The following is a 19,334-nucleotide window of genomic DNA, read 5'->3' as shown; positions in this document are numbered from 1 at the left end:
CGGCTACGTGGCGGTGCTCCGGGCGGCGAGCGGCAGGCGGAGGACGAAGCGGGCGCCGCGGGGGCTGTCGGCGATGCCGAGGGAGCCGCCGTAGGTCTCGGCGATCTCGCGGGCGATGGGCAGGCCGAGGCCGGTGCCCTCCGGGTCGCGGGTGCGCGAGGCCGAAAGCCGGGCGAACCGTTCGAAGACCCGCTCCCGTGACTCCTCCGGGACGCCGGCTCCGTCGTCCAGTACTTCGAGGACGGCGTCGGCGCCGTCCCGTGCGACGGTCACCTCGATGCCCGACTCGGCGTGCCGTTCGGAGTTGCTCAGCAGGTTGTTGAGTACCCGGTTCAGCCGCACCGGGTTCGCCCGGACGGTCACGTCGCGCTCCAGGTGCGTCCCGATCGGGACGCGGGAGTGGCGACGCTCGACCTCACGGCGGGCGAGGTCGGCGAGGTCGATCACCTCCACCGGGACCGGCGAGCGGGAGTCGAGCCTGGACAGCTCCAGCAGGTCGATGACGATGTCGTTCAGCCGCTGCGCGTCCCGCAGCGCGGAGCGGACCATCGGTTTCCAGTCCCAGTCGTCCGGCTCCTCCAACGCGCCTTCCAACTGCATCTGCAGCCCGGCGATCGGGTTCCGCAGATCGTGCGAGGCGTCCGAGACGAAGCGGCGCTCCCGGACCCTCGCCTCCTCCAGCTGTTCGAGCGTGGTGTTCACGGTCTCGGCGAGCGACTGGATCTCGCCGCCCGTCTGCGGGACGGGCACCCGGTGGCCGAGGCCCCTGGCGGTGAACGCCGCCATCCCCGCCCGGATCTGGTCGACCGGGACGAACACCCGCCCGATCGTGTACCACGTCCACCAGGCGATCAGGACGAGGAGCCCCGCCGCGATCAGCGCGATGACAGCGGCAGCACCCACACCTTCAGCAGGCTCGGCAGCGGCGTCGCCGCGATGACCATCACGCCCGGCCCCCACCGCGAGTCCCGCACCCGCAGGCCGAAGACCCACACGCACTCGTCCAGGAAGTCCGGGCATCTTCTGCCGTCGATGAGCAGCTTGCCCTGCGCCATCTCCGGCCTGCCGAGGGCAGGGCGCCCGCGGAGCGCGGGGGTGGCCTCCAGGACCCGGCCCTCCGGGCTCACGATCTGCACCATGGACGTCTCGCCCGGCCGGCGGTCGAGGATCTGGCCGTCCTTCTCCTGGACGATGTCGTACACGATCCGCTGGACGGTGCTCTCCGACGTCTGCCAGACCTTGTTCTCCGTCCAGTCCCGCGCGAGCACCATCAGCAGGACGAACACCAGGCTGAGGATCAGCGCCGACACCGCCACGGTGACGACCGTCGCCCGCCCCCGCACCGAGAAGAGCAGGCGGGCCGTCCCACGGCCGACCTGTTCCCGCCTCTCCGTAGTCACAGCCGATCCCCCGAATCCCGGACGGCCGGATACACGGAGTGACCATCCTTAGCCCAGGGTAGGCGATATGTCTCACCGGGCCCTGCGGCACCCGGCGTGGCGGACGCGCCGTCCGCGCCGTGGCCGGGCGTCGCGATCTGGGGAAACGTTCGGCGGGACGTGAACGGTAGCCGGGTTCCGGGCCGTACAGCGAGGGTGACGGGGCGACTTTCCGGACGCGAAGGGAGCCGTCTCGGTGGGCGTCGAGGACGGGTTGCGAGCCGCTGGTCGGGGCGGCGTCGGAAAAGCGGGCCTCGCGGCCGGCCGTTCCCGGCGACGGGGAGGCGAGGCTGTGGGCGAGGCGCGGGGCCGCGTGGTGCTCGGTGAGATCACGCTGCCGGGGGTGCGGCGGTCCGTCGGGTGCGCCAGGGGTTTCGTCCGCGAGGTCGCGGGCGGCCGCCCCGGACCGGACGGCCCGGTACCGGACGACACGCTGCCTGGCGACATGCTGCTGGAGGACATGGTCACGGTGGCGAGCGAGACGGTCGCGAACGCGATCACGCACACCGCGTCGGGCCTGGAGGGCGGGGAGGTGACGCTCGTCCTGTCGGCCGGGGGCGGGGTGTACCGGCTGGAGGTCACCGATGACGGGGCGGCGGGGGGAAGGCCGCACGTCAAGGAAGAGGTGGGCGCGGAGACCGGGCGGGGGATGCGGATCGTGGAGGCGCTCGCGTCCCGCTGGGGGTTCCGGGTCGAGGGCGCCCGGACGGTGGTGTGGGCGGAGTTCCCGGCCCCGGCCGCCGAGGGCCGGGGCCGGAGCCGGGGTCGGGCGCCGCTCAGCGGCCCCGGTTGAGCTGCCGGGTGGGCATCTGCCGGGCGTTGCGCCGGTTGCCGGCGTTGTTCGCGAAATTCGCCGACCTGAAGTCGGGGTTCTTCCGCTTGCCCTTCTTCTTGGACTTGGTGAAGGGATTGGCTTCGGGGTTGTTTATGGCACGCATGAAGTGATGACCTCCGGGCACGTTTGAATTCGGCCGTGAAAGGCCGACGAAAAGGGATGTGCGGCAAGGTGGCACAGGTCACAGCCGGTGTGATGCGGGTGCGACGGTGGTGCCGAGTGACGGGAGCGGGCCCGGGGACGTTGCCGGCGGGCGGCTCAACCGGAGAAGTATCAAAGCTTCATGGGTAAGAGTTAGCCACAGCTCTTCGATGGTGTCAACCATTAATTCCGGCGGATGAATGGTGACCGCCGATGGCGTGCCGGCGTGGGGCGGGCGACGTTGACGCCATGACCCGGTCGCGAGGAACCTGGGGAATGCGCGTCGGCACACGACCGCCGGGGTCCGGTCACGGAGACCGTTGCAGAGGCAGGGGGAGTACGCATGACGACGTACGGGTTGCTGGTCTTCGAGGACGCGGAGGAACTGGACTTCGTCGGTCCGTGGGAGGTGTTCACGGCATCGGCGATGCTGCGCGAGGAAGACGACAAGGCGGTACTGGTCGCCGAGCGGCCAGAGCCTGTGCGCTGTGCCAAGGGGCTGCGGGTCGTGCCGGACCACGTCTTGGACGACCACCCGAAGCTGGATGTGCTTCTAGTTCCCGGTGGACGCGGTGCTAGGGAGACGCAACTGTCCAACTCGTCTGTCACGGGATGGATAGCGAAGGTCGCCGAGCAGGCCGATTGGGTGACGAGCGTGTGCACCGGCTCGCTTCTGCTGCACGCCGCAGGTCCCGCCAAGGGCCGGAGGGTCGCGACCCACTGGGCATCGGAGGACACCCTGGAGGCGCGCGGTGACGTGACCGTCGTCCGGGACGCGCGCTACGTCGTGGACGGCAATCTCGTAACGAGCCAGGGCGTCTCGGCGGGCATCGACATGGCTCTCTGGCTGATCGGGCGCATCCACGGTCGTGACCACGCACGGTCGGTACGTCGTTACATCCAGTACGAGCCCGCCCCGCCGTACCTTGCCGACGAACCGGTGTGATCGGAACGAACATTCCGCCAAACCGGTGATGATCTTCGCTTATCGGCATAATCACCCGGGTGGCGATATCGCTCCCGGTGCGGTTCCGCAGCGACGGGGTGCGGGTGGCGGTGGAGACCGATCCCCTGCACGCCCCGCTGCGCGACTTCCTCCTCAACGACCTGGGCGAGGACATCCCGGCGATCGTCCGCGCCCAGGGACGGCTGCGCGGTGACCGGTTCGAGCCGTGGCAGGAGCTCTACCGCTACCACCGGCTCGACTTCGACGGGGCGACCGTCCACGTGCGGGACGTCGGCGGGTGGGCGTCGTGCGACCTCGACCCCGCCGTCCTGCGGCGGTGCCTGGACGAGTACCTCCAGCAGGTCGGCGCGCTGCGGAGCCGCCGCAGCCTCGAACGCACGCTGGGCGAGGCGCGGTCCCGGGAGCCGGTGGCCACCTCGCTCGCCCTCGGCTCCGTCTCCCACCGGACGCAGGGCTGGGGCCTGATCCAGACGCCGCGCGCCGTCCTTGAGGACATGGCCGGTCTCACGCCGCACCCGGACGCCTGCCTCCCGCACGGCGTCCTGGAGACCGGCTCGGGCGCGTGCTGGGCGGACCTCGCCGTCCTGGACGAGACGGGCACGCGGCTGCGCGGCGGCACCAAAACGTTCATGCCGCGTGGCATCGACCCAGAACGGCTCATGGCAGAACTGCGCGACGCTCTGCCGCGGGCCCGTTTCCTGACAGCCGTTCCAGGGGCGTGGTGCGGCTATGTCGCGGGCGTCCCGGTGCACGGTTACATCGACCCGGACGCGGTACTGCGCCTCCCCTGTGAGCCGATCGAGGCCGGGGGCGTCGTGCAACACGTGCGGGTGTTCTTCCCAGAGCTGGCTGATTCCGGCGTCGATCTGCAGTCGGCCGCGTCGACCGCGAGCGGATTCACCACGTCGGTGTACGGGCCGCGCCACGTCCTGACCGCGTTCCTGCTGCATGACGTCCAGAGCCACCGGCACCATCTGGAAGTCGTCCGTACGGCACGTCCTGGGTGGGAGCACACGGGCAACGCGTGTCATCTGCGGCTGGACGTCCAGACCGTCCGCCTGGAACATCTGTGGCTGCCCGGGCACGCCTGCGAGATGCCGACGGGCGAGTTCGCCCGCGTCCTCCACGAATACGAAAGCCTTCTGGCGCCCGAGGGCGGCGGCGAGCGCGTCCGTTAGCGCCGCGTCCGCCATGCTGGGACCACGGGCCGATCCGAACCACGGGTCGATCCGAACCATGCGAAGGGGGCATCCGATGGCCGTCTTGGGACGACTCGCGGACCGCCTCCTCGGCCTCCCCGAAGCGCCGGCATCGGACGTCGGGACGGCGCGTGACCTGCGGGTCCCCATGCCGGACGGGGTCACGCTCGTCGCCGACCTGCACCGTCCACGCGGCGCCGGGCCGCTGCCCGTCGTGCTGATCCGCACCCCGTACGGCAAGCGGCAGCCGGTCATGCGGCTGTTCGCGGGGGTGCTCGCGCGGCGCGGCCTCCAGGTCGTCGTCCAGAACGTGCGCGGCGTCCACGGGTCGGGCGGTGAGTTCCGCGCCTTCCACCACGAGAAGGACGACGGCCTCGCGACGCTCAAGTGGCTCCGCGCGCAGCCGTGGTGTGACGGCCGGGTCGCGATGGCCGGGGCGAGCTACCTCGGGTTCACCGAGTGGGCGGTCGCGCCTTACGCGGACCCGCCGCTGGAGGCGCTGGCGCTCGGCATCACCGCGTCCGAGTTCGTGAGCTCGTTCTACCCGGGCGGCGCGCTGGCCCTGCACAACACGCTCGTGTGGTCGTCCTCGATGGGCACCCGGGACGACACGAGGCGCCCGCTGCACAGCAGGCGTGTTCGCCGGGCCATGCGGCACCTGCCGGTGGGTGAGGCCGACATCGCCGCGATCGGACGTCCCGAACCCTTCCTCCGCGAGGTCACCGCCCACACAGAGCCCGGCGACGACTTCTGGAAGGCCACCGACCACAGCGACGCCGCCCCCGGAACCACCGCGCCCACCACGATGGTGACGGGCTGGTGGGACCTCTTCCTCCGCGGCCAGCTCCGCGACTTCGCCGCCCTGCACGCCGCCGGCCGCGACGTCCGCATCACCATCGGCCCTTGGGGACACGACACGAAAGCCCTCCGCGCGACGCTTTCCGACCAAGTCTCCTGGCTCGACGCCCATCTCAACGGCGACAGAACCCGGCTACGCCAGGCGCCGGTGAGGCTCCACCTGCAGAAGGCCAACCGCTGGCTTGATTTCGACCAGTGGCCTCCGCCTGAAACCAAGCCCACGCCGCTCTACCTGAGCCGAAGCCTCTCCTGGGACGAGCCAAGCGATGTCGACGCCGGGCCCGCAACGTTCACCTATGACCCTCTCGACCCCACGCCGACGGTCGGTGGCCCGCTGCTGTCGCCGGGCAAGGGCGGACAGCGCGACAACACCCCGATCGAACGCCGCCGTGACGTGGTCGTCTTCACCGGCTCGCCCCTGGACCGCGGCCTCGACCTGATCGGCCCGGTCTCGGCGACGATTCACGTCCGCACGAACACCGGCCACGGCGACCTGTTCATCCGCCTGTGCGACGTCGACCGCGAAGGCGTCTCCCGAAACGTCACGGACGGAATCCTCCGCCTGACACCCGGCCCCACCCCACCGGACGGCGTCGTCCGGGCGGAGATCGAGATGCATCCGACCGCGTACCGGTTCCTGCGCGGGCACCGGATCCGCGTCATGCTGGCCGGCGGCGCGTTCCCCCGGTTCGCGCGCAACCACGGCACCGGCGAACCCGCCGGGCGGGCCGTCGCGCCCCACCGCACCCGCTTCGAGGTCTTCCGCGACGCGGCACGTCCGTCCGCCGTCCACCTCCCCGTGTGGGACGGCTGAGCGTCACCCAGGCAGGGGCGTCACCCAGGCAGGGGCGTCACCCAGGCGGGGGCGTCAGCCGGGCAGGGCGTCGGCTTCCGCGCGGAGCGCCTCGAACTCCTTCAGGACCTTCTTGCGCGAGCGGGCGGACAGCCGGTCGATGTAGAGCCTGCCCTCAAGGTGGTCGGTCTCGTGCTGGAGGCAGCGGGCGAGCAGGCCCGTGCCCTCCACCGTGAGCGGACGTCCGGTGACATCGAAGCCGTGCACGGTCGCATGGTCGGGACGTGCCAGACGCGCGTGCGGGCCAGGCACGGAAAGGCAACCCTCGTCGTCGTCGTCCAGGCGGCGGTTCTCCAACGCCGGCAGTTCCAGGACGGGATTCACGACGGCCCCCTTCTGCCGCTCGCCGTCGTCGTCTGGGCAGTCGTAGACGAAGACGCGCAGGTCCACACCGACCTGGTTCGCGGCCAGGCCGACACCGTCCGCCTCGTACATGCTGGCGAACATGTCGTCGGCCAGTTCCCTCAGCGTGGTGTCGAAGTCCTCGACAGGCCGGCAGGGCTGGTGCAGGACCGGCGTCCCCACCAGCGTGATCGGTCGTACCCGTCCCGCCATCGCCCGCGCTCCTCCCGGCCCACCACGTCCTTCTCCAAGGATGGAGCAAAAACCGGTCCGCCGCCCCTTTGGATGCGGAGCGTGTTCCGCTCGTCGCACACCGTGGCCCGTTCGTCGACGCGGAGGTTCGAAGCCTCGATGCCGCCGCCTCCCGCTCGCTACGTTCGACGCATCCGCTGAACGGCCGGTGCGAGCCGCTTCGGGGGGAGCGGCCGGGCCTTTGTGCGCACCGGGGCCGACGCAGCGGAACGGGGGGAGAGGGGTCACTTCGGGGGAAGTGGCCCCTCCGTCCGTTCCGGGGACGTTTGTAAGTTCACTATAAGCCCGCCGCGGAAAAGGCGTCGGCGCGTCAGCAGTAAATGCCGGCCGGGCGTCCCAAGATTCTTGGAACCGCGAATTCCCCATCCATCGCGGTTCGGCTAGTGAAGGGTACGCCCCCCGATGAACAAGCATCTGGCGCATGCGTTCCGAATGCTCCCTGCGGCCGCCGTGCTCGCCGCGGGCGCCGCCCTGTCCGCTGGAGGCGGGGTGGCCGCCGCCCACGCCGCCGCCACCGAAAGTCCCGCCGCGATTCAGCTCGCCGCCAATCCGTATGAGCGCGGCCCCGCGCCGACGGAGAGGAGCATCACGGCGGAAAGGGGCCCGTTCGACATCGAGAAGATCGATGTTCCGGCGCGCAGCGGAGAGGGGTTCAACCAGGGCACGATCTACGCGCCGACCGACCTGAGCCAGGGCACCTTCGGCGCCATCGCCGTCTCGCCCGGCTTCGTCTCGCCGGAGGCGCTGATCAGCTGGTACGGCCCGCGCCTGGCGTCCCAGGGCTTCGTGGTCATGACGCTGGAGACCAACAGCCTCTTCGACGCGCCCGCCGCCCGCGGCCGGCAGCTCCTCGCCGCGCTCGACTACCTGACCGGCGACAGCAAGGTGAAGGACCGCATCGATTCCTCCCGCCTCGCCGTCATGGGGCACTCGATGGGCGGCGGCGGGACGCTGGAGGCCGCCGACGACCGCCCGTCGCTGCAGGCGGCGATTCCGCTCGCGCCCTGGAACGTCAACGGCGACTGGAGGAACGTCCGGGTCCCCACGATGATCATTGCCGCGGACAACGACTTCATCGCCCCCGCCGGTTCGATGGCCGAGCCGTTCTTCAACAGCCTCACCGCCGCGCCCGAAAAGGCGTATCTGGAATTGCGGAACGCCGGGCACATGACGTTCAACTCGCCGCACACCACCATCGCGAAGTACTCCATCGCGTGGATGAAGCGGTTCGTCGACAATGACGCCCGCTACGAGCAGTTCATCTGCCCGGCGCCCGCGCCGAACGGCGCCATCGCCGCCTACACGGGCTCCTGCCCCACCGGCTGACTCCCGCCGGTTCGGGGGACGGTGGTGACGACCGGCTTGGGGTCGTCACCACCGTTCTCGCGTGCGCTCCCGCGAGCGAGCCAGCGGGCGGACGGGAGCTCACGGGGCGCCGGGAGACAGGCGCCGGTCGCCCGGGTCGAGCCTGACCAGGTAGTGCAGGAGGAGCAGCAGCTCGATGCGGCGGCCCGGGTCGAGCAGGACACCGCCGAGCGTCTCCTCAAGGCGCCGGATCCGGTACCGGACGGTCTGCTCGTGCACCATGAGCCGCTCCGACGCCGCCACCGCGTTGTCGCGGCTCTCCATGTAGATCAGCAGCGTCCGCGACAGCGCGTCCCGCCGGTGCGGCGGCAGCCGCATCAGCGGCGCCAGCCGGGAGCCCAGCGCGACGTCGATCAGCTCCTCGCTCTGCGCCGCCACCAGGCTCGGCAGATGGTCGAGGCAGCGCAGCGGCTCCTTGCCGGGCAGCACGCCCCGCTCGACCAGCGCCAGCCCGCGCCGCGCCCAGCGCAGCGACAGCGCGGCGCGGGCCGGCGGCACCGTCGGCCCGATCGCCGCCGACCGCGTCCCCTTGATCGCGGCGAACAGCCGGTCCTGGCCCGGGCCGTCCGGGTCGGGGCAGATCAGGTAGGGGCCGGGGGCGTGCCAGTCGACGAGGAACGCGGGCGGCAGCACCGGGACGGCCTGCGCCGGGTCCGGGGCGACGGCGACGACGGCGAGGGTCTTCGGCACCGGCCAGCCCGCCGCCCGCGCCAGCTCCCCGATCGCCTCGGCACTGGCCGGCGGATCCATGATCAGCAGGTCGCGGAGCCGCCACCGGAACCGCTCCCGCTCGCCCGCCAGCTCGCCCTGCGCCTGCGCGTAGCCCTGGCCGGCCGCGCTGGCGATGCGTTCGAGATACACGAACAGCGACTCGGTGATCTTGCCGAGGGTGTCCAGGGACCAGTCGAGCCGCCGCGCGTCCTTGATGAACCGCCGGCACGCGACCTGCCCGCTGACGCGGATCGCCGACTGCAGGCCGTCCAGGCTGCGCCCCTTGCGGGCCTCGTGCGCGCCGATCCCCTCGAAGATGGCGGTGACGGGCGCCCACTCCATGTCGGGGCGGCCGATGGCGCCCACGAACTGCCGGACGCTCTCCTGCACGGCCCAGCGCATCCGGCGGGCGTAGTGGCTCTCCGGCGGCCGCGCGTACTCGGGCACGAGCGACCGGATCTCCTGGATCATCTCCACCGCCGCCGCCTCCAGGTGGGGAAGCATCGGGTCGGCGAACTCCACCGGGACACCGGAAAGCGGGAACTCCGAGGCAGGGGACGGGCTGGTCCGGCTCATGGGCGCCCTCCTAGAACACCACCCCCCGAACGTTCTGGACGTCGTCCCGGGGCCCCCAGGCACCCGGTGACCGCTCTTACAGGCTCGGTTGCGAGGACGGCGCGCGATAGATGCGGACGGCAAGGTTCGGCCCCGCCGAATTATCAACCGGCTTACAGTCCCCGACCGGCCCCGCATACGTACACGACGGCTCCGGCATCGGGACGGCCGGCGCTCAATCCGCCGCCCTGTCGATGACGGTGAGCAGGTCGCGCAGGGTTTCGCGTTGCTCGTCCGAGAGCGGCGACAGCACCTCCCGCGCCGCCTCCCGCCGCGTCCCGGCCATGCGCTCGCGGACGGCGCGCCCCTCCCCGGTCGGCCGGACGAGCAGGGACCGCCGGCTGGACGGGTCCGGCGCGCGGGTCACGAGACCGGACTCCTCCAGCGCGTCCACCAGCGTCGTCACCGAGCGCGGGACGACGCCGAGACTCTCGGCGAGGTCCACCATGCGCAGCGGTTCCCCGGCGTCGACGAGGGTGCGCAGCGCACGCGCCTGGGAGGGGGTGAGTCCCAGCGGCGCCAGCATCCCGACCTGGTGTCGGCGGATCCGCTTGGACGCGCGCAGGAACAGGTCGGCGAGGTCGTCCTCCATGCGAAGAGCCTAGCTCATAATATAGAGGAATAACTATGAGCCTGGCTCAGTTAGCCTGGGGGTCGACCACCGCGCCCACGACCACGGCGCCGACGACCACGAGGCCGACCACGAGAAGGAGCCGCCCGTGAAGCCCCGAGAACCCACGGCACCCGCGAAACCCCCAGAGCCTGCCCCAACCGAAGAACCGGCCCGCTCCGAAGAACCCGCCCGCTCCGACGAACCGGAGCAGCACCGGGAGTTCGACCGCCGGCGCATCCTGCGCCTCTTCCGCCCCTACCGCGGCCGGCTCGCCGTGGTCGGCCTGCTCGTCGGCCTGTCGTCGCTCGTCGCGCTGGCGTCCCCGTTCATGCTGCGGCACATCCTCGACGTCGCGCTGCCGCAGGGACGGACCGGCCTGCTCACCGCGCTCGCCGCCGGGATGATCGCCGTCGCCGTCGCGACCAGCGTGTTCAGCGTCCTGCAGACCTACATCTCCACCGGCGTCGGCCAGCGCGTCATGCACGACCTGCGCACCGCCGTCTACGCGCACCTCCAGCGGATGCCGCTGGCGTTCTTCACCCGCACCCGCACCGGCGAGGTCCAGTCCCGGATCGCCAACGACATCGGCGGGATGCAGTCGACCGTCACCTCCACCGCGACGTCCCTGGTCTCCAACTTCACCTCCGTCACCGCGACCGTCATCGCGATGGCCGCGCTGGACTGGCGGCTGACCATCGTCTCCCTCACCACGCTGCCGTTCTTCGTCTGGATCAGCCGCCGCGTCGGCAACGAACGCCGCAAGATCACCTCCCGCCGGCAGCGGCAGCTCGCCGCGATGTCGGCGATCGTGGAGGAGTCCCTGTCGGTCAGCGGCATCCTGCTCGGCCGCACGATGGGCCGCTCCCCGGCGCTGACCGACCGGTTCGCGGACGAGTCGCGCGACCTCGCCGACCTGGAGATCCGCGCGAGCATGGCCGGACGCTGGCGGCAGTCCACGATCCAGATCGTCATGTCGGCGATGCCCGCGCTCACCTACTGGGCCGCCGGGCTCACCGCCGCGCAGGGCCGCCCGCTCATCACGATCGGCACCCTCGTCGCGTTCACGACCCTGCAGACGAGCCTGTTCCGGCCGACCGTCCAGCTGCTCCAGACCTCCGTGGACGTGCAGAGCTCGATGGCGCTGTTCGGCCGCATCTTCGAGTACCTGGACCTGAAGCCCGACCTTGAGGAGCCCGCCGAACCGCACCCGATGCCGGGCGTCCGCGGCGACGTCCGCTTCGAGGACGTCGGCTTCTCCTACGAGCCCGGGGCGGACGCGCTGACCGGCATCGACGTCACCGTCCCCGCGGGCACGTCGCTCGCCGTCGTCGGCGAGACGGGATCGGGCAAGACGACGCTCAGCTACCTCGTCCCGCGCCTGTACGACGCCACGTCCGGCCGGGTCGCCATCGACGGCGTCGACGTGCGGGACATGGCGTTCGCCGACCTCGCCGCCGCCGTCGGCGTCGTCTCCCAGGAGACGTACCTGTTCCACGCGTCCGTCGCCGACAACCTGCGGTTCGCCAAGCCCGGCGCGACCGACGCCGAACTGCACGCCGCCGCCCGCGCCGCGCAGATCCACGACCACATCAGCGGGCTCCCGGACGGCTACGCCACCCTCGTCGGCGAACGCGGATACCGGTTCTCCGGCGGCGAGAAGCAGCGCCTCGCGATCGCCCGCACGATCCTGCGCAACCCGCCGATCCTGGTGCTGGACGAGGCCACCAGCGCCCTCGACACGCGGACCGAGCACGCCGTCCAGTCGGCCGTCGACGCGCTCGCCGAAGGCCGCACGACGATCACCATCGCGCACCGGCTGTCGACCGTCCGCGACGCCGACCAGATCATCGTCCTCGATCACGGGCGCGTCGCCGAGCGCGGCACGCACGACGAACTTCTCGCGCTCGGCGGCCGCTACGCCGCGCTCGTCTCCCGAGACGAGACGCTCACCGCCGCCTGAACAGCGATCTCCACCGCCGGACGCAAGCGGAATTCTTCGTAAAGGAATTCCCGGGCTGGTCCAAAAGGCATTGTCCAGCGGCCAATGGAGAGAAGATCTGCGGCCGGTGCGGGGATGTTTCCGGCGTAACGCCATTGGTGTACCCGAACGGACCGCGCCGCGAAAACTTGACGCGGCGGAAGTCGACTTCCGGGACCGGCTGCGGAATGGTCTTCCCCATGTATTCACGAATTCGAACCGTCGGGACGTCCGGGCCCACCGGGTGGCTCCTGGCCTTTCTCGGCGCACGCGAGCAGACGATGCGCACCCACACCGGACTCGCCGCCGGCCCCACGGAATGGCTGCTGGTCTTCCTGGAGGTCGAGCGCGCGGAACTCGCCTCCCGGCAGCGTCCCGAGCGTCCCGCGCACATGCTGTCGCGGCGCGGCAGGACCGAGGAGTCCCCGTTCGGCCGGCTGACCGCCCGCAGCGCGTAGAAGGAAGGTCATGACCATCGAGATGCTCCTCGCCGCCCTGATCGGCGGCGCGATCGGCCTCGCGGAACTCGTCGCGCGCTACCGCGACAAGCCGGTCACCGCCCTGCTGTCCCCGGGCGGGCTGCTGTTCGTCTTCGTCAACGCCAGCGCGGCGACCGTCGCGCTGATCGCGGTGACGGCCTCCGGCTGGACGTTCGGCCTGCCCGCCACCACACCCCCGGCGAGCCTCGCGGTGATTCAGGTGATCACCGCCGGGGTCGGCTCCGCGGCCGTCCTGCGGATGTCGTTCGCCCCCGCCCAGAGCAGGGCGATCGGCACCGGACCCATCGCCCTCCTCAACGGCATCCTCCGGATCGCCGACGGCGAGCTGGAACGCAAACGCGCGCTCAGCCGGCTGTCGCACAACGACCTGGCCGGGCTGTCGTTCGAACGCGACCACGCCGCCCTCGCCGAACTGTGCTGCCACCTCATGCGCGAGTTCGACCTGGCGGAGGCGCAGCGGCTCGGCGGGCTCGCCGCCGAACTCAGCCACCGCGACGACCTCACCGACGCCGACAAGCTCGACTGCTGGGGCCTGGAGCTGACCCGGCTCGTCGGCGAGCGCGCCCTCCGGCAGGCCGCGCGGCGGCTGCGGGACCGCCCGCGCGAGGAGCCCCGCCCGGCCGCGCCCGAGGAACGGCCGGCCTCCCCGGTTCCCGACACCGAGTACGGCACGGAGAGCGTCCCGCCGCGCCCGCCGGTCTCCAAGACCTCCCGCCTCGCCGCGAGCACCAACGGCAGGACGGAACGCAAGTCGTTCAGCGATGCCTGAAACCCCGTGAGATACCGGTGCGCCCCCGCGGGCGCACCGGTATTTTGCTGACCCGCCCGCGCTATTTCGGCCGGACGGACATTGGCGGGACGTTTTCGGAGGCGCCCTGTTCCTCCAGGGCCGCGGCAATGCGGTGCAGCGCCTCCGCCATCGAGATCATCGCCTGGACCTGGGCGGCCGCCATGAGGTTTCGCGGCGACGGATCGGCGGCCTGTGCCTCCGCGGCCGCATCACAGGCCTGCTGGCTCCACCAATGCACGCGGCGATCCTATTCGAGCCGGTGAATGCGTCACCCGCCGCCGCGCCGCACATTACGCAGACCCAAAGGGAAAGGACCCGAAACCGTGAACACCGAACCGCGCGCCGCACCGCCCGCCGGCCGCCCGGATCCCGCGCTTCCGCGCTGGGCCGTGAAGCCGGTGCGGCAGCTGACCGCCGCCGAACTCGCCGAGGCCCTCGGATACCTCGAACGGCACCGTCCCGACGACGACGTCCTCGGCCGCGCCCTCGCCGGCGAGTTCGCCCGCCGGACCGCCGCCGCCGAGTTCGCCCACCGCACCGCCACCGGCCGCGCCGATCCCACCGGCGGGGCATTTCCGAACGGCGAGGACCTGATCGGCCGCGGGGACCCGGGCGGGCGAGGGACTCCGACCGGCCGCGGCGATCCCACCGGCGGGGGGAACTGGAACGGCGGGGATCTGATCGGCCGCGGGGACCCCGGCGGGCGAGGGACTCCCGCCGGCCGCGGCGATCCCACCGGCGGGGGAATTCCGAACAGCGGGGATCTGATCCGCCGCGGGGACGTCGGCGGTCGTGTTGACGCCGGTGGTCGTGTCGGCCCGCCGGGGACGTTCCCTGCCCCGGAGCCCGGCGCTGCCCGCCGTCCCGGTCCATGACCGCGCGGGGCCGCCGGCCGGCTCAGTCGTTCGCCGCCACCTTCATCGCCTGCTCCCCGGCGTTCTCCGGTGCCCCGGAGGTTCTGCGCATGAGCAGCGGGATGCACAGGAAGATGAACGCCCCCATGACGGCGAAGTACGGCGTGGTCCCGGCGTCCAGCAGGAAGCCGCCGGCGAACGGGCCGAGGAAGAACCCGAGCTGACGCACCTCGGACAGGCCGAAGTAGGCGCCCTTGTGCTCGTCGGACGCCATCTCGTGGACGGCCATGTCCGGCATGGGCAGCAGGACGCCCTCGCCGATCGTCCAGAAGACGATCCCGGCGTACAGCCACGCAAGGCCCCATGGGCTCGCCCAGAAGCACGCGAACGCGACGGTGAAGTTCACCGCGCCCAGCGTGATCATGGTGTTGCGGCCGAGCCTGCCCGACACCCGGTCGATCGGGACCTGGAAGGACAGCGCGAGGACGGCGTTGGCGATGAACAGCACGGCGAAATACGTCTCGGTGCTGTCGCCGTACTGACCCTTCATGTACAGCGGGATCATCGACTCCAGCTGGGAGAAGACGAAGAAGACCACGATCCCGCCGGTGACGACCGCGAGGAGCCGCCGGTCGCGCAGCACCGCCCCGGCCGACTCCCGCGCGGACGGCGAGGACGCGCCGCCCTCGCCCGCGGGCGGCTGGAGCGCCACCAGGTCGCGGTTCCGCACCAGCACCAGGACCAGGTAGGACGCGTAGAAGAAGGCCGGGACCGCGAAGAACGCCACTGGGCCGGCGTGGTACAGCGCGCCGCCGATCGCGGGCCCGCCGATGGCGCCCGCGCAGAGCGTCATGTACCGCACCCGGAACATGCGGCCCTCGTCGTCCGCCGCGTGCGACAGCAGCTTCTTCGCGCCCGGCTCCACCATCAGCCGCGCCACGCCCAGCAGCAGGAACAGCACGATGATCGCCGCGGCCCCGCGGACCGAGGCCAGCAGCCCGTACACGGCGACGTAGCACACCAGCCCGACCCGCATGAGCGGGACCGCGCCGAGCCGGTCGACGATCATCCCGCCGAGCAGCCCCCCGAACGCGGCGGTGAGCGCGACGGCCCCGACGACGGCGCCGACCGCGGGCTTGCCCAGGCTCGTGTGCTCGGTCAGGTACAGCGGCGCGAACGGCATCGCCGCGAAGAAGGCGAGCGAGTTGAGCAGCGCGCCGCCTTCGAGCAGCCGCTGCGTCGGAGTGAGCCGCCACAGCGGCGTCCGTTCCCGGCCCGCGTCCACCACCCTCGGGACGTTAGACGCCGGCACCGACAAAACCCGGCACCGACGAATCCCGGTAGCGGGCGGGGGGCCGGCCGGTCGGCTGGCGGAGGTGCGGCGGGTGGGTATAGACGGGGCTGGGAGGAATCATGGAGGTACGACTGCGCCGGGTGTACGACCCGGTCTCGTCCGACGACGGCAAGCGGATCCTGGTCGACCGGGTGTGGCCGCGGGGCCTGTCGAAGGAGAAGGCGCGCCTGGACGAGTGGGAGAAGGACGTCGCCCCGTCGACCGAGCTTCGCAAGTGGTACGGCCACGACGTCGACCGGTTCGACGAGTTCACACGCCGCTACGAGGCCGAGCTCGCCGAACCCGAGCACGCGGCCGCCCTGGACCGCCTGCGAGAGACCGCGGGCCAGGGGCCCGTCACCCTGCTGACCGCGACCAAGGACATCGACCACAGCCAGGCCGCCGTGCTAGCGGCCCGGCTGCGCGACGGCGGCTAGGACCTCGGCCGCACCCCTGGCGGTGTCGCGTCCCCCGGCTCGCTCCTCTATCAGACGGGGCGGACCGGGGGACGCTTTCTATGCGTTCTGTACGGGGCTTTGAAATTGGCGGCACGCTTAATGGAACGCTCCTTTCAAAATGGACGGCTTTGGAAGTTCCAAATTGCCTGCTCGTGCGCCATGTCAAGTCCAGTTGCATTTCCTTTCACTGTTGAAAAGTGGTGATTGACCGCTCTGACCTGCGAAGTTTACGCTCCCTTTGCGCAGGCTCCAGCGAGGAGGAATCGCATGCGTAAAGGGATCGCCATTTCCGCTGCCGCCGCACTGGCCATGACCGCCGCCGTGGCGGCGCCGGCCGCCGCCTCCGGTTCGCTCCGGGTGCCCGGGCCCGACGGGGTCACGATCGAGATCGCGACCGTCATCGGGTCCGGCTGCCCGGAGGGGACGGCCGCCGTCGCCGTGTCGGAGGACAAGGAGGCGTTCACCGTCACCTACAGCGACTACATGGCCGTGACGGGGGGTTCCTCCAGTCCGACGGAGTTCCGCAAGAACTGCCAGATCAACATGCGGGTGCACGTCCCGCAGGGGTTCACCTACGCCATCGCGTCCGCGGACTACCGGGGGTTCGCCTTCCTGCAGCCCGGCGCGACCGCCATGGAGAAGGCGAGCTACTACTTCCAGGGCATGCCGCAGACCACCGCCATCAGCCACACGATCGAGGGCGAGTACGCCGACAACTGGCAGTTCACGGACGAGAACGACGTGGCGCAGCTCGTCTTCAAGCCGTGCGGCGAAGAGCGCAACTTCAACATCAACACCGAGCTGCGGGTTCTCAGAGGCACCTCGGATCCGTCGAAGACCAGCTTCATCTCGATGGACTCCACCGACGGCACGATCAAGACCACCTACCACTTCGCCTGGAAGACATGCCCACCCTGGTAAAAGGAGAAGACCGATGCGCAAACTGACCGCGTCGGCGGCCGGCCTCGCCGCTCTGGCGCTGCCGCTGTCGGCGGCCCCCGCCGCGTCCGCCGCGAGCGACCCCCCGCCGCCCGACCGGATCGTCATCGACGTGCTCACCGTGAACGGGTCGGGCTGCGCCGCGAGGACGGCCGCGGTGGCCTCGGCGAGCGACAACACCGCGTTCACCGTCACCTACAGTGACTACCTGGCCCAGGCCGGCGGGAACTCGAACCCGACGGACTTCCGCAAGAACTGCCAGATCAACCTGCGCGTCCACGTCCCCCAGGGGTTCACGTACGCGATCGCGGGCGCCGACTACCGGGGCTTCGCGCACCTGCAGGCGGGCGCGACCGGCATGGAGCAGGCGAGCTACTACCACCAGGGCATGTCGGACACGGCGTCGGTCAGCCACACGATCAACGGCAGCTTCTCCGACAACTGGCAGTTCTCCGACCGGACGGACGTCGCCGAACTCGTCTACAAGCCCTGCGGCGAGGACCGCAACTTCAACATCAACACCGAGCTGCGCGTGTACAAGGGCAGCTCAGACCCGTCGAAGACCAGCTTCATGGCCTTCGACTCCGCAGACGGCAGCGTCAAGACGACCTACCACTTCGCGTGGAAGAGGTGCCCGGGCCGCTGACGTCCCGTCCCGCCGGGCCGCGCTCTCACCCAGGGAGGGCGCGGCCCGGTTCTCGTCCCGTCCGCGCCGCGGCGGCCCGGATGAACGGTCACAGCGGCCCGGACCTGCGAAGGGGCCCGTCACAGGCGGTGAAGAAGACGATTTAGAGTGGAGGGGACTTCGAGGAAGGGATCTACACATGCCGTTGGCCCCCCGCCTGCCGGCCCCACCCGAGATGTTGTCAGCCCTAGAGGAGACCTATGACAGGGTGCTGCGCCGTGACCCGGGCGAGGCGGAGTTCCATCAGGCCGTCCACGAGGTGCTGGAGACCCTCGGGCCGGTGCTCGCGGCGCGTCCCGGCCTCGCCTCCGCCAAGCTCGTGGAGCGCCTCGTCGAGCCGGAACGCCAGATCATGTTCCGGGTCCCCTGGCAGGACGACCAGGGCCGCGTCCACGTCAACCGCGGTTTCCGCGTCGAGTACAACGGCGCGCTCGGCCCCTACAAGGGCGGCCTCCGTTTTCATCCCACCGTGAACCTCGGGATCGTGAAGTTCCTCGGTTTCGAGCAGGTCTTCAAGAACGCGCTGACCGGGCTCGGCATCGGCGGCGGCAAGGGCGGCAGCGACTTCGACCCGCACGGACGATCGGACGAGGAGGTCATGCGGTTCTGCCAGTCGTTCATGACCGAGCTGTACCGGCACGTCGGCGAGCACACCGACGTGCCCGCCGGTGACATCGGCGTCGGGACCCGTGAGATCGGCTACCTGTTCGGCCAGTACCGCCGTGTCACCAACCGGTGGGAGGCGGGGATGCTCACCGGCAAGGGCATGCTGTGGGGCGGGTCCGCGGGCCGGACGGAGGCGACCGGCTACGGCAACGTGCTGTTCACGGCCGAGATGCTCCGGCGCCGCGGCGAGGACCTGGACGGCCAGCAGATCGTGGTGTCCGGTTCCGGGAACGTCGCGATCTACACGGTCGAGAAGGCGCAGCAGCTCGGCGCGAACGTGATCACCGTGTCCGACTCCGGCGGTTACGTGGTGGACGACAAGGGCATCGACCTCGACCTCCTCAAGCACGTCAAGGAGGTCGACCGCGGCCGCGTGTGCGACTACGCCGACCTGCGCGGCGGCTCGGCCCGGTACGTGCCCGGCGGCTGCGTATGGGACGTGCCCGCCGACATCGCGCTGCCGTCCGCGACGCAGAACGAGCTGGACGCCGCCGCCGCGAGGACCCTCGTCCGCAACGGCGTGAAGGCCGTCTCCGAGGGCGCGAACATGCCGACGACGCCCGAGGCCGTCCACATCTTCCAGGAGGCCGACGTCGCGTTCGGGCCGGGCAAGGCCGCCAACGCCGGCGGCGTCGCGGTCAGCGCGCTGGAGATGCGCCAGAACGCGGCCCGCGCGTCCTGGACGTTCTCCCGCGTCGAGGAGGAGCTGGCCGGGATCATGATCAGCATTCACGACATCTGCTACGAGACGGCGGAGCGCTACGGCGCCCCCGGCGACTACGTCGTCGGCGCCAACATCGCGGGCTTCGAACGCGTCGCCGACGCGATGCTCGCCCAGGGCCTCATCTAGCCCGACGGAACGGCCGCCTTCAATGGCGAGGGCGGCGACACCGTTTCCCCCGGCCGGCGTGACCACGATCCGCCGCCGCGACATTTCTTAC

General features: G+C 71.0%; 21 protein-coding genes. 13 read left to right on the top strand and 8 right to left on the bottom strand.

The annotated features are described in order from the left end of the window. Positions 1-3 precede the first annotated feature (3 nt). Together AB0C35_RS16255 and AB0C35_RS16250 are read right to left on the bottom strand one after the other, a co-directional pair. Positions 4-903 (bottom strand): HAMP domain-containing sensor histidine kinase, encoded by a 900-nt coding sequence (locus AB0C35_RS16255; protein ID WP_358455855.1) that lies wholly within the window; start codon positions 901-903, stop codon positions 4-6. Beyond that, positions 876-1,400, bottom strand: coding sequence for a hypothetical protein (locus tag AB0C35_RS16250; RefSeq protein WP_358455852.1), 525 nt, complete (start codon positions 1,398-1,400; stop codon positions 876-878). The genes AB0C35_RS16255 and AB0C35_RS16250 overlap by 28 nt, the downstream gene beginning before the upstream one ends. 331 nt (positions 1,401-1,731) lie before the next feature. On the opposite strand from AB0C35_RS16250, the gene AB0C35_RS16245 reads away from it, so the two are divergent. Next, positions 1,732-2,232 carry an ATP-binding protein gene (locus AB0C35_RS16245; RefSeq protein ID WP_358455849.1) on the top strand — a complete coding sequence of 167 codons (501 nt, stop codon included), beginning with the start codon at positions 1,732-1,734 and terminating at the stop codon, positions 2,230-2,232. On the opposite strand, the gene AB0C35_RS16240 is transcribed toward AB0C35_RS16245, so the two are convergent. Beyond that, positions 2,216-2,377, bottom strand: coding sequence for a hypothetical protein (locus AB0C35_RS16240; RefSeq protein WP_358455847.1), 162 nt, complete (start codon positions 2,375-2,377; stop codon positions 2,216-2,218). The genes AB0C35_RS16245 and AB0C35_RS16240 overlap by 17 nt on opposite strands. Before the next feature lie 381 nt (positions 2,378-2,758). Here AB0C35_RS16240 and AB0C35_RS16235 point away from each other — a divergent pair, with 381 nt between their 5' ends. The 3 genes from AB0C35_RS16235 to AB0C35_RS16225 all read left to right on the top strand — a co-directional run bounded on the left by AB0C35_RS16235 (position 2,759) and on the right by AB0C35_RS16225 (position 6,253). After that, entirely contained in the window at positions 2,759-3,361 is a 603-nt protein-coding gene (locus AB0C35_RS16235) for a DJ-1/PfpI family protein (protein WP_358455845.1), read from the top strand. A gap of 59 nt (positions 3,362-3,420) precedes the next feature. Further along, positions 3,421-4,560 (top strand): hypothetical protein, encoded by a 1,140-nt coding sequence (locus AB0C35_RS16230; protein ID WP_358455842.1) that lies wholly within the window; start codon positions 3,421-3,423, stop codon positions 4,558-4,560. Between the two features lie 85 nt (positions 4,561-4,645). After that, entirely contained in the window at positions 4,646-6,253 is a 1,608-nt protein-coding gene (locus AB0C35_RS16225) for a CocE/NonD family hydrolase (RefSeq protein WP_358455839.1), read from the top strand. Between the two features lie 54 nt (positions 6,254-6,307). Here AB0C35_RS16225 and def read toward each other — a convergent pair whose 3' ends face one another. After that, complete coding sequence (gene def / locus AB0C35_RS16220) at positions 6,308-6,847, bottom strand: peptide deformylase (RefSeq protein ID WP_358455836.1); 540 nt, start codon at positions 6,845-6,847, stop codon at positions 6,308-6,310. Positions 6,848-7,288: 441 nt separating this feature from the next. Here def and AB0C35_RS16215 point away from each other — a divergent pair, with 441 nt between their 5' ends. Beyond that, on the top strand, positions 7,289-8,212 hold the full coding sequence (locus tag AB0C35_RS16215) for an alpha/beta hydrolase (protein WP_358455833.1): 924 nt from the start codon (positions 7,289-7,291) through the stop codon (positions 8,210-8,212). A gap of 99 nt (positions 8,213-8,311) precedes the next feature. On the opposite strand, the gene AB0C35_RS16210 is transcribed toward AB0C35_RS16215, so the two are convergent. Next, complete coding sequence (locus AB0C35_RS16210) at positions 8,312-9,538, bottom strand: helix-turn-helix domain-containing protein (protein ID WP_358455831.1); 1,227 nt, start codon at positions 9,536-9,538, stop codon at positions 8,312-8,314. A gap of 214 nt (positions 9,539-9,752) precedes the next feature. Beyond that, positions 9,753-10,169 carry a MarR family transcriptional regulator gene (locus AB0C35_RS16205; RefSeq protein WP_358455828.1) on the bottom strand — a complete coding sequence of 139 codons (417 nt, stop codon included), beginning with the start codon at positions 10,167-10,169 and terminating at the stop codon, positions 9,753-9,755. A gap of 127 nt (positions 10,170-10,296) precedes the next feature. On the opposite strand from AB0C35_RS16205, the gene AB0C35_RS16200 reads away from it, so the two are divergent. The 3 genes from AB0C35_RS16200 (at position 10,297) to AB0C35_RS16190 (ending at position 13,437) form a co-directional block, all read left to right on the top strand. Next, on the top strand, positions 10,297-12,150 hold the full coding sequence (locus tag AB0C35_RS16200) for an ABC transporter ATP-binding protein (RefSeq protein WP_358455825.1): 1,854 nt from the start codon (positions 10,297-10,299) through the stop codon (positions 12,148-12,150). 218 nt (positions 12,151-12,368) lie between these two features. Next, a complete protein-coding gene (locus tag AB0C35_RS16195) occupies positions 12,369-12,626 on the top strand; it encodes a hypothetical protein (protein WP_358455822.1) in 258 nt (85 codons plus the stop codon). Between the two features lie 10 nt (positions 12,627-12,636). After that, a complete protein-coding gene (locus tag AB0C35_RS16190) occupies positions 12,637-13,437 on the top strand; it encodes a hypothetical protein (RefSeq protein WP_358455819.1) in 801 nt (266 codons plus the stop codon). Between the two features lie 61 nt (positions 13,438-13,498). On the opposite strand, the gene AB0C35_RS16185 is transcribed toward AB0C35_RS16190, so the two are convergent. Further along, entirely contained in the window at positions 13,499-13,696 is a 198-nt protein-coding gene (locus tag AB0C35_RS16185; RefSeq protein ID WP_358455816.1) for a hypothetical protein, read from the bottom strand. An 85-nt stretch (positions 13,697-13,781) separates the two neighbouring features. On the opposite strand from AB0C35_RS16185, the gene AB0C35_RS16180 reads away from it, so the two are divergent. Further along, entirely contained in the window at positions 13,782-14,333 is a 552-nt protein-coding gene (locus AB0C35_RS16180) for a hypothetical protein (protein WP_358455814.1), read from the top strand. A gap of 22 nt (positions 14,334-14,355) precedes the next feature. Here the strand turns inward: AB0C35_RS16180 and AB0C35_RS16175 are convergent, their stop codons facing one another. Beyond that, positions 14,356-15,600 carry an MFS transporter gene (locus AB0C35_RS16175; protein WP_358455811.1) on the bottom strand — a complete coding sequence of 415 codons (1,245 nt, stop codon included), beginning with the start codon at positions 15,598-15,600 and terminating at the stop codon, positions 14,356-14,358. 125 nt (positions 15,601-15,725) lie between these two features. On the opposite strand from AB0C35_RS16175, the gene AB0C35_RS16170 reads away from it, so the two are divergent. From AB0C35_RS16170 to gdhA, 4 genes are all read left to right on the top strand, one after another. Further along, a complete protein-coding gene (locus AB0C35_RS16170) occupies positions 15,726-16,082 on the top strand; it encodes a DUF488 family protein (protein ID WP_358455808.1) in 357 nt (118 codons plus the stop codon). A gap of 288 nt (positions 16,083-16,370) precedes the next feature. Further along, entirely contained in the window at positions 16,371-17,024 is a 654-nt protein-coding gene (locus tag AB0C35_RS16165; protein WP_358455805.1) for a DUF4360 domain-containing protein, read from the top strand. A gap of 13 nt (positions 17,025-17,037) precedes the next feature. Continuing rightward, positions 17,038-17,688 (top strand): DUF4360 domain-containing protein, encoded by a 651-nt coding sequence (locus AB0C35_RS16160; RefSeq protein ID WP_358455802.1) that lies wholly within the window; start codon positions 17,038-17,040, stop codon positions 17,686-17,688. A gap of 214 nt (positions 17,689-17,902) precedes the next feature. After that, complete coding sequence (gdhA, locus tag AB0C35_RS16155) at positions 17,903-19,243, top strand: NADP-specific glutamate dehydrogenase (RefSeq protein ID WP_358456275.1); 1,341 nt, start codon at positions 17,903-17,905, stop codon at positions 19,241-19,243. Positions 19,244-19,334 lie beyond the last annotated feature (91 nt).

The organism is Spirillospora sp. NPDC048819, assembly GCF_040650055.1.
In the GTDB taxonomy this organism is placed as follows: Bacteria; Actinomycetota; Actinomycetes; order Streptosporangiales; family Streptosporangiaceae; genus Spirillospora.
The sequence above is the reverse complement of the archived record's forward strand: the minus strand, read 5'-3'. Positions and strand labels throughout refer to the sequence as shown.

Coding starts and splice junctions, on each gene's coding strand:
- AB0C35_RS16240 (WP_358455847.1), bottom strand. CDS start 2,377: ATGCGTGCCATAAACAACCCCGAAGCCAATCCCTTCACCAAGTCCAAG.
- AB0C35_RS16235 (WP_358455845.1), top strand. CDS start 2,759: ATGACGACGTACGGGTTGCTGGTCTTCGAGGACGCGGAGGAACTGGAC.
- def (WP_358455836.1), bottom strand. CDS start 6,847: ATGGCGGGACGGGTACGACCGATCACGCTGGTGGGGACGCCGGTCCTG.
- AB0C35_RS16215 (WP_358455833.1), top strand. CDS start 7,289: ATGAACAAGCATCTGGCGCATGCGTTCCGAATGCTCCCTGCGGCCGCC.
- AB0C35_RS16210 (WP_358455831.1), bottom strand. CDS start 9,538: ATGAGCCGGACCAGCCCGTCCCCTGCCTCGGAGTTCCCGCTTTCCGGT.
- AB0C35_RS16205 (WP_358455828.1), bottom strand. CDS start 10,169: ATGGAGGACGACCTCGCCGACCTGTTCCTGCGCGCGTCCAAGCGGATC.
- AB0C35_RS16195 (WP_358455822.1), top strand. CDS start 12,369: ATGTATTCACGAATTCGAACCGTCGGGACGTCCGGGCCCACCGGGTGG.
- AB0C35_RS16190 (WP_358455819.1), top strand. CDS start 12,637: ATGACCATCGAGATGCTCCTCGCCGCCCTGATCGGCGGCGCGATCGGC.
- AB0C35_RS16170 (WP_358455808.1), top strand. CDS start 15,726: ATGGAGGTACGACTGCGCCGGGTGTACGACCCGGTCTCGTCCGACGAC.
- AB0C35_RS16165 (WP_358455805.1), top strand. CDS start 16,371: ATGCGTAAAGGGATCGCCATTTCCGCTGCCGCCGCACTGGCCATGACC.
- AB0C35_RS16160 (WP_358455802.1), top strand. CDS start 17,038: ATGCGCAAACTGACCGCGTCGGCGGCCGGCCTCGCCGCTCTGGCGCTG.
- gdhA (WP_358456275.1), top strand. CDS start 17,903: ATGTTGTCAGCCCTAGAGGAGACCTATGACAGGGTGCTGCGCCGTGAC.